The sequence below is a fragment of the Enterococcus malodoratus genome (assembly GCF_027659535.1).
GTDB classification, from domain to species: Bacteria; Bacillota; Bacilli; order Lactobacillales; family Enterococcaceae; genus Enterococcus_A; species Enterococcus_A malodoratus.
Genome location: NZ_JAQDPG010000007.1, coordinates 158,916 through 173,680, shown reverse-complemented (window position 1 = coordinate 173,680; position 14,765 = coordinate 158,916). Strand labels below are relative to the sequence as shown.

The following is a 14,765-nucleotide window of genomic DNA, read 5'->3' as shown; positions in this document are numbered from 1 at the left end:
TTTAAATTTCTACTAAATATCCTTGAAGAAAATAGATCCCCTTAACGAAAGGAATAGGTCAACTTTTCCAACTCCTCAGATATTTCAACCTCAGATATATCATTCATCAAGTAATATTCCAGCAATCCAACAAGTCCATGGGCAAAGAAAATGCTTGTTAACGGCGATTGATCTGTCATTTGCTCCATCAAATATTCAATTTGAAACTGAGCAAAGAATCCTTGCTTATCTGCGCCAAGCAATCGTCTCAATTCTTCACGATGTTCTGTGATATATTCAAACGTCTTTTCTAATTTTAGCTGATTACTCGTTTCACCATTTCCTTCACAGTATTCGACCAATTCCTGCATTTCATGACTGATACTTTTCTCGAGCAGGTCGTCCTTATCAATGAAATGAAGATAGAACGTACCACGATTGATATCGGCCACCTGACAAATCTGACTGACTGATATTTCTTCGTAACTTTTTTTCTTTAAAAGCTGATAGAAAACTGCCGTGATATTCTTTTGCGTCTTACGTTTCCGTCGATCCATCCCTCTGCTCCAATCATTTATTCATTTCTGTTCAGTATTCAACAAAACAAGATTTTGTTGATTGTAACTTTTCAGTTGCCATTTTATTATAGTGTACACAAGTTGATTAATCAACACCTGTTGATTTTCGAAAGGAATGAAAAGATGAAGATATTGGTTTATGGTGCGGGCATTCAAGGAAGCTTTTTAGCCCATTCACTCATTAATGAAAGTAACGAGGTCACACTATTAGCTCGTGGAAAAAGAAAGAAGGAATTACTAACAAATGGTTTAATACTGAACCATTCAATCCAACGAAAACAAACGAAGAACACACTGTACGTGTAATTGAAACACTTCAGCCAGATGATCAGTATGACTTGATTTTTGTCACGATGAAATACAGTGATTTTCCGGCAATTATTGAACCTTTAGTAAAAAACAGCAGCTCTACGATTCTTTTTATCGGCAACCAATTGGAGGCTACCGCGCTAGAAAAAGAACTACAAGAAAAAAGCAGCCAGCCGAAAAGGATTTATTTTGGCTTTCAAATGACCGGAGGAACCAATACAGAAAAAGGAATCTCTGTGTTGCGCTTTGGAAAGGGAAAGATGAAAGTTGGATCGTTGCACACTGATTTTGCGATTGCTCAGATGTTGGATGATGTATTTCACGGAACAAACTATGCTTGGAGCTATGACCCCAAGATCGATGATTGGTTAAAAAGTCACGCCATCTTAGTCATGATCCAAAACTCATTTGAATATGTTTATGGCCCATCGCCAGCAAAAATCCGCAAATCTGGTGATTTTTCTGCGGTATCCATTGCTTTGCGGGATGCGTATAACCTTTTAGAACTATCTGGTGCTGAAGTATTACCAAAGGGACAACGGAATTTCTTTAGTCGACCACGTCTCACTAAGCTGTTCTTTTCAATCTATTATCGTTTGCCTATCAGCAGCCTGGTTCAGGGAAGCTTCCGAGAGATATATCACTTGATCAACACTTTCGAGCGGTATCAGATTTCTGAAAACTCGCAACTCGACGCCTTATTACAATCAGCAAAAAAGAAATATGAACATTCAAGCTAAATTTTCTTACTATATAAAATAAAAAGCATCGAAGGGAAATTACAACCTTCGATGCTTTTGGACTATTTTTTATCTTCCATCGCTGCTTTTAATGCAGCAGCCAACGGACTTTCTTGTGGTTCTTCTTGATCATTGATTTTCTTCAATAAACGACGTTCTTCATGCTTCGTCATTTTTTTCGAACGTTCTTTTTTATCCAACATTTTTTCGGTGGTTCCATCGTATTTACAACGGAAATAAGAACCGTTTTTACCATCAATGATTTCCATCTTGCGGTGACATTGCGGGCAACGATGATTCGAGACTTTCGGATCTTTGCGTCGACGATAATTACATTCAGGATTGGTACAATTATAGATTTTCCCATCGCGCGTGTTTTTCTCTCGTAAAGGCGATCCGCACTCTGGACACTTCTTCGCAGTAATGGAGAAGTCTTGATATTTTTTATCGCTATGTTTGACTTCACTAACTAGCTTTTTCGTATCTGCTTCGATCTCTTGTAAAAATTGTTTGCTACTGTATTTGCCATCAGCGATCGCTTCTAATTGTTTTTCCCATTTTTCCGTTAGTTCCGGTGTTACAAGTGATGGGTTAACTAGTTCTAATAACTGTTTACCCTTGGGTGAAACTAATAGACCGGTATTGGTCCGTTCCATCAATTCTGATTTGATCAATTTTTCAATGATTTCCGCACGAGTCGCGGGTGTTCCCAGGCTATGTTTCTCCATTTTCCCAAGCAAAGTGCCTTCGTTCAAAGGTTTTGGTGGTGTAGTTAAAGCTTTCTCGATTGTAAAACTTGGTACAATCTTCATTCCCTCTGACCATTGAACGGCTTTTTTCGCTTCTTCAGCAGGCTTCCAGCCAGCCACTAAAACTTTGTTTTGACGGAAAGTAAAGGTTTCTTTTTGGAACGCCACCGTCACTTTTTGCTGACTTTCTTTATGAGCTTCGGCGAATAGACCTAGGAAACGGGTCACGATCATATTATAGATTCGTTGTTCATCGGTGGATAATTTTTCAAAACGCGGTCTTTGTTCCGTTGGAATCAATGCGTGGTGATCCGTTACTTTGTTGTCTTGGAAAACCCGCTTTTGTTTTACCTGTGCCCCGTGTTTGATATAAGTCTTAACTTCTGGCGCAAAATCAACCACTGCCTGTAAACGTTCCTTCATGGTCGCTTTCATGTCATTTGTTAAGTATTTACTATCCGTTCGCGGATAAGTCACGATTTTATGCGTTTCATACAAACTTTGAACTAGTGATAATGTCTTTTTCGCAGAAAACTGGTAACGAGCATTCGCTTCCCGTTGGATTTCTGTTAAATCATACGGCAGCGGTGCGGGCTCTGTTTTTTCTTTTTCAGTAATATCCGTTACTGTACCTTTTTGCTGCGACATTTCTTTAACGAGTTTTTCAGCCGCTTCGCGATCAGTAATACCGTAAGGATTTTTTTGGTTTAACTTCGCCTTTTGGCCTGCGACATCTAACGAAATCACAAAGTAATTCTGCGGACGGAATTGTTCAATTTTCTTTTCTTGTTGACGCACCATCGCAAGTGTTGGTGTTTGAACCCGCCCAGCCGATAAGCTGTCTTCATATTTTACAGTCAATGCTCGCGTAACATTCAGTCCAACAAGCCAATCCGCTTTTGCCCGTGCGAGAGCAGAATAATACAAATTATCGTACTCTTTTGCTGGTCTGATATTTTTGAAGCCATCTTTGATCGCTTTAGTGGTTTGGGACGAGATCCACAATCGTTTCACGGGTTTGTCAAAGCGGACATACTCCAAAATCCAACGAGCAACTAGTTCTCCCTCACGTCCAGCATCTGTAGCGATCACTGCTTCAGAAATATCCTTACGTTTCGCTAATTGCTGAATCGACTTTAATTGGCCTCTTGTTTTAGGCAATGGCTTGATTCCGATATTTTTAGGAATCATCGGCAACGTCTCCATTTGCCAACTTTGCCACTCCTTGTTTAAATCCTCTGGCATTTTTAAGCCCAATAAATGACCAAGGGCCCAAGTCACGATAACATTGGGTCCTTCGAAATAATTTTTATTCTTTTGATTGGCGTTAAGCACCTTGCTCAAGTCTCTTGCAACGCTTGGCTTTTCCGCTATAATTAGCTGTTTCATAAAATTCCTTTCTACTGTCAACCGTTAACGGCTGCTCATCCTTTAATAGCGCAAGACCCCAATACTGCTGTAAATAATCATCACACTCTTCACACCAGCGTTCATCTTGGTCTTTCCAAAATGCGCTTAAGTAGTTATGTTTTGCATTGCTATATGTATTGGACTTTTGGAGCTCATTCCAGCGATGCTCATAATAAGCCGTTGCCGCATCAAAATCATCAAAAGTTGCGGTCTCTTGAATATCTGTCTGCCACTCTTCAAAGAACCACCAAGGTTCATTGTCGCCATACATGGTAATTACTTGATACATCCCGCTACCCTTCTTTCCACCTCAATCATAAGTATCATGAAATAAAAATTCAAGAAAAATGCCCTCGGTTGAAACAAGTTCAAGAAAAATCTAAATATCCACAAAACTTTTTTTGAAAAAAATATTGTTTTTTCCTTAATTCTATCCTAACATAAAGCGGTAGAATTTTACATGGTCTGCGAGCGAGTTATAATGAAAACCGATTCTGAAATTTTCATAAAATTGAAAGAAGGCATTTTTTAATTTGAGTAAAATCAAAAGTAAATTATTTCAACCACGTCCCACTTGGCAAAAGAATTTAATTGTTTTATGGTTCGGCACATTCATGGCTGGTATTGGATTCAGTCTTGTTATGCCCTTTATGTCCCTATACATAGATTCATTAGGCAGCTATACAAATCAGCAATTGAATTTTTGGAGCGGGATCACCTTTTCTTCGACCTTCTTGATTACCGCGATCGTCTCACCATTATGGGGAAGACTAGCCGATCAAAAAGGGCGAAAACTAATGTTGCTGCGAGCATCACTTGGTATGGCGATCGTCATCAGTTTGATGGGTCTTGTTGGAAATGTCTATCAATTGATCGGTCTGCGTTTACTACAAGGCGTCTTTTCCGGCTATATCAGTAATGCGACTGCTCTAGTTGCTACGGGTACTCCGCGGGAAAAAAGTGGACAAGTTCTCGGTACTTTAGCGACTGGCGCTGTCACTGGGAATTTGCTTGGCCCCCTTGTTGGTGGAATTACTGCTTCTATTTTTGGTTATCGTTTAACCTTTTTTATCACCGGCAGTATTTTATTTTTAGTCTTCCTGCTCAGCCTCTTCTTCGTTCATGAAGAATTTACACCCGTTGAGAAAAAAGATATGCTTCCGGCAAAAGAAATATTTCATAGTTTGAAATACCCACATGTCGTCATCGGCATGTTCATCACGACTTTAATTATTCAAGCTTCAAATAATTCTATCAGTCCAATCATCAGTTTATATATTCGACAATTAATGCACAACCACGGAAACGTCACTTTGATCAGCGGAATCATTGCTTCGATTCCCGGGATTGCAACTCTGATCGCAGCGCCACGTTTTGGTCGACTTGGCGACCGAATTGGCAGCGAGAAAATCTTAGGTATTGGTTTGATTTTTGCTATGCTTGTCTTTTTACCAATGTCGATCGTTACAAATGTTTGGCAACTGGCCTTTCTGCGATTCTTGGTTGGTATTTCCGATGCCTGTCTATTACCTGCGGTTCAAGCTCTGATCACAAAATATTCACCGCAAGAAGCCGCTGGAAGAATTTTTAGCTACAATCAATCTTTCCAAGCAGCCGGTAACGTTGTAGGTCCGATGATTGGTTCTAGTGTTTCTTCGATCTTTGGCTATCGCGGCGTTTTCATCTCAACTTCTGCGCTTGTCTTAACTAATTATTTATTGGTTCATCGCAATACTAAAGAGATCGCTGAAAAAATACCATCAAACGCAAGAAACTAACTCGGTTTCAAGACATATTAATGGCAACTTTTTCGTTAATTTTTTATACTAATAAATGATTCTAATGAAAGAAGTGAAGAAGATGCTTGATGGACAACTAAAATTTCTAGACTTTTTCCTAAACAATACAATTGAAGGAAAAGAAAATGAAGCAAAAGAAATCTTGGTCAAAAGTTTTGCTGATCAAGAAACTGGTGCACTGAGCCTGCATGAGTTCAAAAAACTCCAAGAAAAATTGTTTCCTTTAATCAAACCTGAGAAACTAAATGAAGTTAAAGTCGCAATGGCCCATTTTGCCCAAAGCCTTGCATAAAAAATAGTCACTGTCGAATTTTGACAGTGACTATTTTTATTAGACTTCAAGTTCAGAGTAGATTCTCAAACTTGGAAAGAACATTTCTCTATTTGTCAGCACAACCAAACCAGCAATGCTGATGATGATAACCGTCTGAATACAGCTCGTCCATTCGGTCATTTGAGTCGACGTTTGCATAAAATTCAAGAAGATGTGGAAAATGATCAAGGCCATCGTGCTGCGATTGCTTTTTACATAAAGCCAATTCAAAATGATCCCTAATGGAATAATACTTACAAAGTAGTTGACCGCAAACCAAACATTTTCTTGTAACAACAAATTCATCGAGTAGTTTTTTACGAACATCAACGGCAAGTGCCAAATTGACCAAAGGAAACCAAACATGATCGAACCAGTAAGCAGGCTAAAACGATTAAGCAACGCATCCGCGCCAACCAATTTCTTCTAGTATCGGTGCAATAATCATCACCATAAGCACAGGAATCGAACCCGCTGAAAACTTGAAATCTTCTGATAGCTGCAATTGTTCGATTGATCCGCCTAAAAGAACTGAAACAAGGATTGCAAGTACAACGGAAGAGCCCATGATCAAACAAATTTTTACCAACGGCGCTAGATTAATTTTTTTCATATCGAATAGCCGCTGAAAAAAATCTTTTCTGATTTGACGATTTTTCGGCATCGCAATAAAGGCGATCGTCACAAGGACTGGTGCAAACAAGCCTGGGATCAAAAAGATTGAGTAAAAATCGGGATCGGGGTGATTGTAACTCAGATAAGCGGCAATTAACCAGCTCCCCCATGTGATCAAAAACACCCAGCCAAAGAATTCCCCCGGTTTGTAACCCTCTACTTTAGTATTCATCATTTTTATTTCCTCCTAATTTCGTGTCATTTATTAACTGACTTTAGTATAGAAGGAAAAATTAGACTTTTTAGTAAAATGTAACGTTTGACCCTTTTTCGTGTAACAACTCACCTTTGTCTAGTTGGGCTCCCAAATCGACAGCTCTAAACGAAAAGAATGTTCTTTAGCCTCATAAATCAGATCTCCGTGATACTTTTCAGTAATTGCTTGGATGCTCTTCACCCCAAAGCCGTGTTCGATGGCTTTTTTCTTTTGTGTTTTAAAGTCCGTCACCTGTTCCGCCGTACTATTTTCGATTTCCAACAGCAGCATATGATTAAAATAAATCAATTTCAGATCCAATTCACGTTCATTGGAACATCTTTGACAGGCTTCGATTGCATTATCCACTGCATTCCCGATCAGCGCTCCCAGATCACGCATTTCAAACTGCATCTCCGTGGGAACCTTTACTTCAAAGTTCGTTTGGATATTGCTTTCTTTCGCTCGCTGATACTTATTGCTCAATAGTTGATTAATGCCGCTATTTTGAGTAAATAGACATTCCTCTACCTCAATAACTTCTTCCAATAATTGTTCGATCTGTGATTCAGATTCCATATTATCGGTAACTAAGGATAATAGTTGATTCTTTAAATCATGACGAATCCCGCGAATTTTTGCTTGATGGTTTTCCATTTGTTGATAATACTCTTCTCGATGGGCGAATTCCTGAACTAAAAAAAGGTTCTCGTAGTTTTCCTTTTCCAGCTTCTGATGGATTTCAAGAACCACAAAATGCACCAAGTTAATAACGGCAAATAATAGAACAACCACAAAAAAACGCGCATCATCGTTTTGCGCCTTCTGTTCAATGAAGACGGGATAAATAATAAAAAAGAGACTCGTTAAAAAAGGAATGATGACTTGTAATAAATAGAAACGACTACTTCCATGACTGGATAATGGTGCCTTGCGTTTAGCTCTTAAAAGAAAGACGGCAATCAATTGTAAAAACTGACTGGCAAATATCCCGCCATAAGCATAAGACAGCTGATTGGAATCAAAATAATTGATTCCAAAAATAGTTTGAATAATTAAATAAACCAAGAAATCAAAAAACAATAGAATGATCATTGAAAGGAAAATCAGCAAAAACTTCGTTGCTGCTCGCCCTTTAAAAAAATAATATCCAATACTATACATTAGAAAAACGTATGTAATAATATTGACTAGCATATAGAAGGAACCGAAAGATAGATAAAGCGGGCTGATGTTTCTGATTAAATAGGCGGTTATTACTGTAAGAACAGAAGCCACTCCTTTTAATCGATGCTTCTGCCAGTAGTTAAGGGAATGTCCAGTTAAATAGCACGAGAAAAAGACGCTGACAATAAAAATATCGTTGACTGATTTGATCAGTTCAAATAATCCAGCAAGCTTCATCCTTTTGTCCTCTTCAAGACGTAATTACGATAGGCCCGTTGAAAAGACTGATTAAACTTTTTGTGATCGCAATCTCTCGGCCTGACCGCATCACAATTGTTTCCCCGCTTTTCATTTGGACATAATCCATATTGATCACATACGAATGATGAACTTGCGTAAACAATTGCGGGGAGACTTTATCAATCACTTCCTTCATGGTGCCGTAATACTCATACTCTTTGCCATTTTTTAAATGAAGGACCATTTTACGTTTCATACTTTCGAAATATTCCACCTGGCCTAAATAGACAGTGTAAACTTTTTTCTTGATCGTAAATTGAAGAATCATTTTGCGCAAAGAGAATTGTTCCAGCGCCTTCATTAGAACTTGTTTGACCTTTACTTCATCCACCGGCTTGATCAAATAATGAAAGGCGTTGACCTCAAACGCTTCCGGCATCCATTCCACATGGCTCGTAATAAAAATGATAATCGCCTGCTGGTCTCTTTCCCGAATAAAGCGCGCGACCTCAAAACCATCTAGCGACTTCATTTCAACATCCAGCAGATATAGTTGAAAAGCAGATTCCTCCTTAGTTAAGTGATCCACCAATGATTCTCCAGATAGAAAAGCTTCATAACTAAATTGATTCGGATCGTCTTCAAAAAAAGAAAGCAGCAGTGTCTCAATCTGACCAATCATTTTAGGATTATCATCACAGATAGCTATGTTCATTGTTTCCTCCATTTCATCCTTAAACGTAAATTTCTTCTTTAAGTATCTCTTATCTATTTCTAATAAACAAGAAGCTCAATAAGAAATATTTATCCGTTTTTCCAAAAATGGACAAAAGAAAAACGACCCTTTTTCAAGAGTCGCTTTCTCGCTTATTCAGCCGCGATTTTCTCAGAGCTTTTTGTTTCTACATTAAACAGAGAGTGCAAACACTTCGTTGCTACCATCAAACCTAAGCCTAATAATAAGAAGGCAAAAACTAGCTGCAAGCCATCGGACAAGAAGACGAATTGCCCTGCAGCTGGAACTGCTGGAATCGTTACTAAGTATTGCGTTGCGTTGATCAATTTTGTAACTAATCCGTAAATCGACATTCCTAGCGCGGTAAAGGTGACCGCCAACATGATTCCCATGGGAATATAGAACATGACACCTGATTTTTTAGAAGTTTTCATATACACTGCCACGGCAATCATTACCATTGCAGCTAACAATTGGTTCGCTGAGCCGAACAATGGCCAAACGCTATTGTATCCGCCAAGCGCTAAAACAAAGCCTACGCCCAATGTCACCACAGTTGCTACATATTTATTGGTCAATAATTTTGCTAAGCCTTTTTGTTCTGCACCTTCTTCATAGAAGAATTCCTGCAGTGACATCCGGCCGATCCGAGCTACCGAGTCTAAAGAAGTCAATGCCAATGCCGATACACACATCGTCATAAATGCTTGAGCGATATTCAACGGCAAGCCAAATTTTGTTAAGAATCCTGCCACCGAGCCAGAAAAAATTTGGAAAGGCGTTCCTGCCGGCAATTGTCCATTCTGAGCCACCGCTCCCGCAACAACCAATGCTACGACAGCTAAAACACATTCACACATCATTGCTCCGTAACTAATCGGGCGCATATGCTTTTCATTCGAGACTTGTTTCGATGACGTACCAGAAGAAACTAAGCTATGGAAGCCTGACACTGCACCACAGGCAACCGTAATGAACAAGATCGGGAATAAATATTTCACATTTCCGGTCGCATCTTGTACAGCAAAGCCATTGAATGCGTTCAACTCTACCATTGGCGCTTCTACTAACAATCCTAGGACAGCTGCAATAATCATCCCTAACAACATATAAGTGCTAAGAAAATCACGCGGTGCCATCAGCAACCAAATCGGCATGACCGAAGCCAAGAATAAGTAAGCAAATACGATCAATAACCATGTCTGCTTATCCGCAAAAATTGGGAACATGATTCCCACAGCAAGTGTCACTAGCAAAACGGCGATTCCAAAAGCATGCATCGCAATTCCCTTTAAATGAACTTTTTTCATGAAAAAGCCTACTAACACCGCGGAAACGATAAACAACATTGAGATCGAAGCTGCAGAAGCATTCGCCGTATTAACTGCTGCCGGAACATCCGGAGTCATACCATTAAACGTAGTTGCTACGATGTCGCCAAATGCAGCAATCACTAATAGAGCAAATAACCAGCAGAATAATAGAAACAACTTCTTGCCGATTTTCCCGATATATTTTTCAATAATCAGACCAATTGATTTTCCTTCATTTTTAACCGATGCATATAACGCACCAAAGTCATGAACTGCTCCGAAAAAGATTCCGCCAAAGAGAATCCATAAGAATGCTGGCAACCAGCCAAACATCGCTGCAATAATCGGACCGGTTACTGGACCAGCACCCGTGATCGATGAAAATTGATGGCTAAAAACTACAAAAGCTGGTTCTGGAACATAGTCGTCCCCATCCTCTAAAGCAACCGCCGGAGTCACGGCCTTAGGATTAATCCCCCATTTCTTTTCCAACCAACGAGAATAAATAAAATAGGCTGCAACAAAACAAATAATAGCAAAAACTAAAAGAACAACACCATTCATAACTTCACCCAACTCTCTTTTATAATGAATATTTAATTAGTATATTCCCACAATTCCATGAGCATGTAAAGATAATCATTCTAATTTTCAAGAATTTTCTGTAAATATCTTTCGGAAAAGAAAACCATTCTCATAAATGAAATAGCACAAAAAAAGACTGCTCTAAAAAGAGCAGCCTTACATTTTATCGATTAAACATATTGTAATTCTTTCGTTTCTTGGTATGCATGGTCGATTAATCCGCCACCTAAACATTCCATGCCATCATAGAAAACAACGGCCTGTCCTGGTGTGATTGCACGAACTGGATCATCGAAGATTACTTCCGCACGGTCACCATCTAGTAAACGAACAGTTACCGGTACGTCTTGTTGACGGTAGCGGAACTTCGCTGTGCATTTGAATTCTTTTGGATGGTCTTCGTTTGTCGTGAAATGAATTTCACTAGCATCTAAGCTGGTCGCATATAGTGCTTCATGATGGAAACCTTGACCTACATATAATGTGTTAGTAGATAAGTCTTTACCAACAACGAACCATGGATCTTGTGTTTTTCCGCCGCCGCCAATGCCTAAGCCTTGACGTTGACCGATCGTATAATACATCAAGCCATCGTGTGTCCCTTTTTCTTCGCCATCTAAAGTCACCATCTTACCCTTTTTAGCTGGTAGATAGTTGCTTAAAAATTGCTTGAAATTCTTTTCGCCGATGAAGCAAACACCGGTTGAATCTTTTTTCTTAGCCGTTGCTAAGCCAGCTCGTTCAGCGATTGCGCGAACTTCTGGTTTTTGCATACCGCCTAGTGGAAACATCGTCTTTGCCAATTGCTCTTGCGATAATTGACTCAAGAAGTATGTTTGATCCTTATTGTTATCGACGCCGCGCAGCATATGAACCACGCCATTTTCGTCTTTTTCGACCTGAGCGTAATGCCCTGTTGCCACGTAATCCGCACCTAACTCCATTGCGTAGTCCAAGAATGCTTTGAACTTGATTTCCTTGTTACACATCACATCTGGATTTGGTGTGCGGCCTGCACGGTATTCCGCTAAGAAATATTCAAAGACACGGTCCCAATATTCCTTCTCGAAATTGACAGAGTAATAAGGAATGCCGATTTGGGCAGCGACTTTCGCTACATCCTTATAGTCTTCTGTCGCGGTACAAACACCATTTTCATCGGTGTCGTCCCAATTTTTCATAAAAATGCCGACTACATCATAACCTTGTTCCTTTAACAACAAAGCTGTTACTGATGAATCGACGCCGCCGCTCATTCCTACGACGACTCGTGTGTTGCTGTTAGACACAGTATCACCATCATTTCAATATAGATTCCGAAAACTCTACGATTTGAAGGTCGCAACTTTTCAGTATGACGAATTATACAACATAAATCTTAAATTTTCGATAGATAATCTCTCAAAAAAAATTTATTTGTCTTTTTGTATAATTTGTATTAATATAAATAATACAAAGGAGGACGAGTAAATGATTTTAGAAATTGATCCCCATTCTGAAGAACCGATCTATTTGCAATTGCGAAAACAAATCATTATCGGCATCGCTCGTGGTGATTTAAAACCAAATGAACAACTGCCGACCGTCCGGCAATTTGCGGATGAACTTGGCGTAAATACGATGACTGTTTCAAAAGGCTACCAGCAACTACGGGAAGAAGGTTATTTGATCACCGATCGCCGCAAAGGAACGTTAGTCGCACCATTACCCGTGACCTCAAAGAAGACAAATGAAGAAAATTTAACTTTGCTGTTGGCAGAGCTGTACTTGGCCGATCCTGATGAAGAGACGGTTCAAGAAAAGGTTCAAAAGATTTTGACGAGTTTCAGAAAGGATGATGTCTGATGTTATCCCCGCTTATTTTAGGTATATTGATTTTTTGTAACTTTATCATGGCTTTTACCAATTCTTTGGCCGCAAAACCGCATAATTATGTCATCGTGGAAAATACCTTTCCCGCGGATAAAATCGATGATCCTCGTGTCTTAGCATTTAGAAAAAGTTATCAAAAGCGTCAATTCCAATTAGCTTTTGTCCTAACTGCCTTGGATTTGAGCTTGTTGATTCCTATGAAGGATTCGATCTTTATGATGCTGTTCTTTGTGCTTCTATATATTACGATCGGCGCAGGCTATTTATTGCAAATTCGCTATATTCGTAAAGGGCATCAATTAATCGTCGATAATGATTGGCAGTTAACCGAACAACCCATTCAAGTCGATACACAGCTTCTGATTGAGAAAAATCGAAAATTGGTTTCTCCCTTGTGGTTTGCTCTTTCGCTAGTAATGTTGATTTTACTAACGGTCGTGCTTCATCAGCAAGGAATGGAAAGTTTGACATGGATTCTATTAGCTGCCTGCGGATTTACTCTGGCACTTTTTGTTTTAGGCTGGTGGGCAATCGGGCGACTGCCTGTACGGGCTTTGACCGATGATTCAAAGATCAATCGCCAGTATAACGATCTGACAAAATTCTATTGGTCCGCTTTTATGGTTGCCACGAGTTTCTTTGTAAATCTGATCGTTTACCTGCCCTTATTGACAATGAACGCTAGCAGCCGCTTTTTCGAAGTCTTAATGATCATAGAATTCTTGTTGATTTTTCTTTTCTGCGGCTTTACTTTTTGGTGGCTGTTCCGTTTGCGCAACAAGCAGGATCAATTATTGACACAAACACCCAGCTTTCGTTATGCGGGCGATGATTATTATTGGCGTTATGGCGTTTATTACAATCCAGAAGATCACCGTTTGATGCGTCCGGATCGTATCGGCTTGAACATCACGATCAATTTAGCACGAGTCGGCGGCAAAATTTTTATCGGACTGATTCCTGCAATATTGATCGGTGCTATGATAATCGTAGTCGTTCCTTTATACATTTTAGATTATCATCCAGACCCGTTGACCTATCAAGTGAAGCAGGAAAGTGTTATTTTGGATGGACCGCTTACCAAAGAACGAAAAATTCCTTATGCCGACATAGAAAAGTTAACCCTCATCGATCGGCTGCCTGCCACTGGAATGAAAGTTAATGGCTTAGCAACAGAAAACTATGCAATCGGCAGTTTTAAGGTTGGCGGTAAATCGGCTTTTCTCTTCGTTGATCATCAGTCTAAACCGATTTTGAGGATCACGACTAAGGAACGAGATTATTATTACACCAACACAAATCCTGCGGTTACCAAACAGCTCTATCAAAAAGTTCGAGCCTATCAACAATAAAAAATGGCAGAAGAAAACCCTCTTCAAGCAAAATTGAAGAGGGTTTTCTTTTTAATCAACGGTTCCAATCCGATTTGGCGGCCAAAAAACAAATTTTACATTCGTTAAAATATCTTTTTGGTCGATCATTCCAATGATGCGGCCATCTTTAGAAATACGGCGATTATCACCCAGCACAAACAATTTCCCTGCCGGAACCTTTTCGTTTCCGAACAAACTTTGCAGGTCAAAATCAAATGTCAACGGTTGACCATCCGTCAATTTGCCTTTATATTCTTCCAAATAGAATTCATCGTATTTCTTTCCATTGATATACAGTTGATCATCTTTATACGCTACAGTGTCGCCTGGCAACCCAATCACACGTTTAACATAATCAGCCCCTGGATCATCTGGTGCCGGAAAAGTCACTACATCAAAACGATCGACTTCTGTATGTTTCAACCCAAACATTCGCTCACCATCATTTAATGTCGGCTTCATCGAATCTCCAATCGCTTCAACCGGTGTAAATACATAATGGCGCAGCGCGACTACCGCCCCGATCATTACAACGTAAAAAAGAATCGTTTTTACAACTTCCCTAACCTTCACTTTCTTGCCCCCTTTTTTTAAATTTAACACGTTATTCTCACTATAAATTTACCATAGCGGCTCCTCCATGAATACAGCTGGTTAACATTTTAGATTTAATTTATCTACTATTCAAAACTGCAAACAGACAAACGGAAAAAGAGACACCGATTCTTCGA

Annotated in this window: 16 protein-coding genes; 6 read left to right on the top strand and 10 right to left on the bottom strand. The window is 39.5% G+C overall.

The window, feature by feature from the left end; genetic code table 11:
• Positions 1-41: 41 nt before the first annotated feature.
• Entirely contained in the window at positions 42-536 is a 495-nt protein-coding gene (locus PGP85_RS13055) for a TetR/AcrR family transcriptional regulator (protein WP_090402752.1), read from the bottom strand.
• A 144-nt stretch (positions 537-680) separates the two neighbouring features.
• Between PGP85_RS13055 and PGP85_RS13050 the strand changes: the two genes are divergently transcribed.
• Together PGP85_RS13050 and PGP85_RS13045 are read left to right on the top strand one after the other, a co-directional pair.
• A complete protein-coding gene (locus tag PGP85_RS13050; RefSeq protein ID WP_270327874.1) occupies positions 681-863 on the top strand; it encodes a ketopantoate reductase family protein in 183 nt (60 codons plus the stop codon).
• Positions 864-895: 32 nt separating this feature from the next.
• Positions 896-1,606, top strand: a complete 711-nt coding sequence (locus PGP85_RS13045; protein WP_270327873.1) for a hypothetical protein — start codon at positions 896-898, stop codon at positions 1,604-1,606.
• A 62-nt stretch (positions 1,607-1,668) separates the two neighbouring features.
• Here PGP85_RS13045 and PGP85_RS13040 read toward each other — a convergent pair whose 3' ends face one another.
• Both PGP85_RS13040 and PGP85_RS13035 read right to left on the bottom strand, forming a co-directional pair.
• A complete protein-coding gene (locus PGP85_RS13040; RefSeq protein ID WP_010739950.1) occupies positions 1,669-3,744 on the bottom strand; it encodes a DNA topoisomerase III in 2,076 nt (691 codons plus the stop codon).
• Positions 3,683-4,054 (bottom strand): DUF1033 family protein, encoded by a 372-nt coding sequence (locus tag PGP85_RS13035; protein ID WP_010739951.1) that lies wholly within the window; start codon positions 4,052-4,054, stop codon positions 3,683-3,685. Before PGP85_RS13035 ends, PGP85_RS13040 begins: the two co-directional genes overlap by 62 nt.
• Before the next feature lie 244 nt (positions 4,055-4,298).
• Here PGP85_RS13035 and PGP85_RS13030 point away from each other — a divergent pair, with 244 nt between their 5' ends.
• Positions 4,299-5,543: a multidrug efflux MFS transporter gene (locus PGP85_RS13030; RefSeq protein ID WP_010739952.1), complete on the top strand. Its 1,245-nt coding sequence runs from the start codon at positions 4,299-4,301 to the stop codon at positions 5,541-5,543.
• Between the two features lie 64 nt (positions 5,544-5,607).
• On the top strand, positions 5,608-5,856 hold the full coding sequence (locus tag PGP85_RS13025) for a hypothetical protein (protein ID WP_244265973.1): 249 nt from the start codon (positions 5,608-5,610) through the stop codon (positions 5,854-5,856).
• Positions 5,857-5,895: 39 nt separating this feature from the next.
• On the opposite strand, the gene PGP85_RS13020 is transcribed toward PGP85_RS13025, so the two are convergent.
• The 6 genes from PGP85_RS13020 to mnmA all read right to left on the bottom strand — a co-directional run bounded on the left by PGP85_RS13020 (position 5,896) and on the right by mnmA (position 12,078).
• Positions 5,896-6,279, bottom strand: a complete 384-nt coding sequence (locus tag PGP85_RS13020; RefSeq protein WP_034709987.1) for a CPBP family glutamic-type intramembrane protease — start codon at positions 6,277-6,279, stop codon at positions 5,896-5,898.
• Positions 6,272-6,727 carry a hypothetical protein gene (locus tag PGP85_RS13015; RefSeq protein ID WP_010739954.1) on the bottom strand — a complete coding sequence of 152 codons (456 nt, stop codon included), beginning with the start codon at positions 6,725-6,727 and terminating at the stop codon, positions 6,272-6,274. Before PGP85_RS13015 ends, PGP85_RS13020 begins: the two co-directional genes overlap by 8 nt.
• Before the next feature lie 117 nt (positions 6,728-6,844).
• Positions 6,845-8,152 (bottom strand): ATP-binding protein, encoded by a 1,308-nt coding sequence (locus PGP85_RS13010; protein WP_010739955.1) that lies wholly within the window; start codon positions 8,150-8,152, stop codon positions 6,845-6,847.
• Positions 8,153-8,165: 13 nt separating this feature from the next.
• Complete coding sequence (locus PGP85_RS13005) at positions 8,166-8,870, bottom strand: LytR/AlgR family response regulator transcription factor (RefSeq protein ID WP_010739956.1); 705 nt, start codon at positions 8,868-8,870, stop codon at positions 8,166-8,168.
• Positions 8,871-9,022: 152 nt separating this feature from the next.
• A complete protein-coding gene (locus PGP85_RS13000) occupies positions 9,023-10,768 on the bottom strand; it encodes a carbon starvation CstA family protein (RefSeq protein WP_010739957.1) in 1,746 nt (581 codons plus the stop codon).
• 191 nt (positions 10,769-10,959) lie between these two features.
• Positions 10,960-12,078, bottom strand: a complete 1,119-nt coding sequence (gene mnmA / locus PGP85_RS12995; protein ID WP_034708383.1) for a tRNA 2-thiouridine(34) synthase MnmA — start codon at positions 12,076-12,078, stop codon at positions 10,960-10,962.
• A gap of 181 nt (positions 12,079-12,259) precedes the next feature.
• On the opposite strand from mnmA, the gene PGP85_RS12990 reads away from it, so the two are divergent.
• Positions 12,260-12,634: a GntR family transcriptional regulator gene (locus PGP85_RS12990; protein ID WP_010739959.1), complete on the top strand. Its 375-nt coding sequence runs from the start codon at positions 12,260-12,262 to the stop codon at positions 12,632-12,634.
• Positions 12,634-14,013: a PH domain-containing protein gene (locus PGP85_RS12985; RefSeq protein WP_270327867.1), complete on the top strand. Its 1,380-nt coding sequence runs from the start codon at positions 12,634-12,636 to the stop codon at positions 14,011-14,013. Before PGP85_RS12990 ends, PGP85_RS12985 begins: the two co-directional genes overlap by 1 nt.
• A gap of 51 nt (positions 14,014-14,064) precedes the next feature.
• Here the strand turns inward: PGP85_RS12985 and lepB are convergent, their stop codons facing one another.
• A complete protein-coding gene (gene lepB / locus PGP85_RS12980; RefSeq protein ID WP_270327865.1) occupies positions 14,065-14,607 on the bottom strand; it encodes a signal peptidase I in 543 nt (180 codons plus the stop codon).
• Between the last annotated feature and the right edge of the window lie 158 nt (positions 14,608-14,765).

Bases quoted from the DNA above. Each gene is read 5' to 3' on its own strand.
- PGP85_RS13055 (WP_090402752.1), bottom strand. From the start codon at position 536: ATGGATCGACGGAAACGTAAGACGCAAAAGAATATCACGGCAGTTTTC.
- PGP85_RS13050 (WP_270327874.1), top strand. From the start codon at position 681: ATGAAGATATTGGTTTATGGTGCGGGCATTCAAGGAAGCTTTTTAGCC.
- PGP85_RS13040 (WP_010739950.1), bottom strand. From the start codon at position 3,744: ATGAAACAGCTAATTATAGCGGAAAAGCCAAGCGTTGCAAGAGACTTG.
- PGP85_RS13035 (WP_010739951.1), bottom strand. From the start codon at position 4,054: ATGTATCAAGTAATTACCATGTATGGCGACAATGAACCTTGGTGGTTC.
- PGP85_RS13025 (WP_244265973.1), top strand. From the start codon at position 5,608: ATGAAAGAAGTGAAGAAGATGCTTGATGGACAACTAAAATTTCTAGAC.
- PGP85_RS13015 (WP_010739954.1), bottom strand. From the start codon at position 6,727: ATGATGAATACTAAAGTAGAGGGTTACAAACCGGGGGAATTCTTTGGC.
- PGP85_RS13010 (WP_010739955.1), bottom strand. From the start codon at position 8,152: ATGAAGCTTGCTGGATTATTTGAACTGATCAAATCAGTCAACGATATT.
- PGP85_RS13005 (WP_010739956.1), bottom strand. From the start codon at position 8,870: ATGAACATAGCTATCTGTGATGATAATCCTAAAATGATTGGTCAGATT.
- PGP85_RS13000 (WP_010739957.1), bottom strand. From the start codon at position 10,768: ATGAATGGTGTTGTTCTTTTAGTTTTTGCTATTATTTGTTTTGTTGCA.
- PGP85_RS12990 (WP_010739959.1), top strand. From the start codon at position 12,260: ATGATTTTAGAAATTGATCCCCATTCTGAAGAACCGATCTATTTGCAA.
- PGP85_RS12985 (WP_270327867.1), top strand. From the start codon at position 12,634: ATGTTATCCCCGCTTATTTTAGGTATATTGATTTTTTGTAACTTTATC.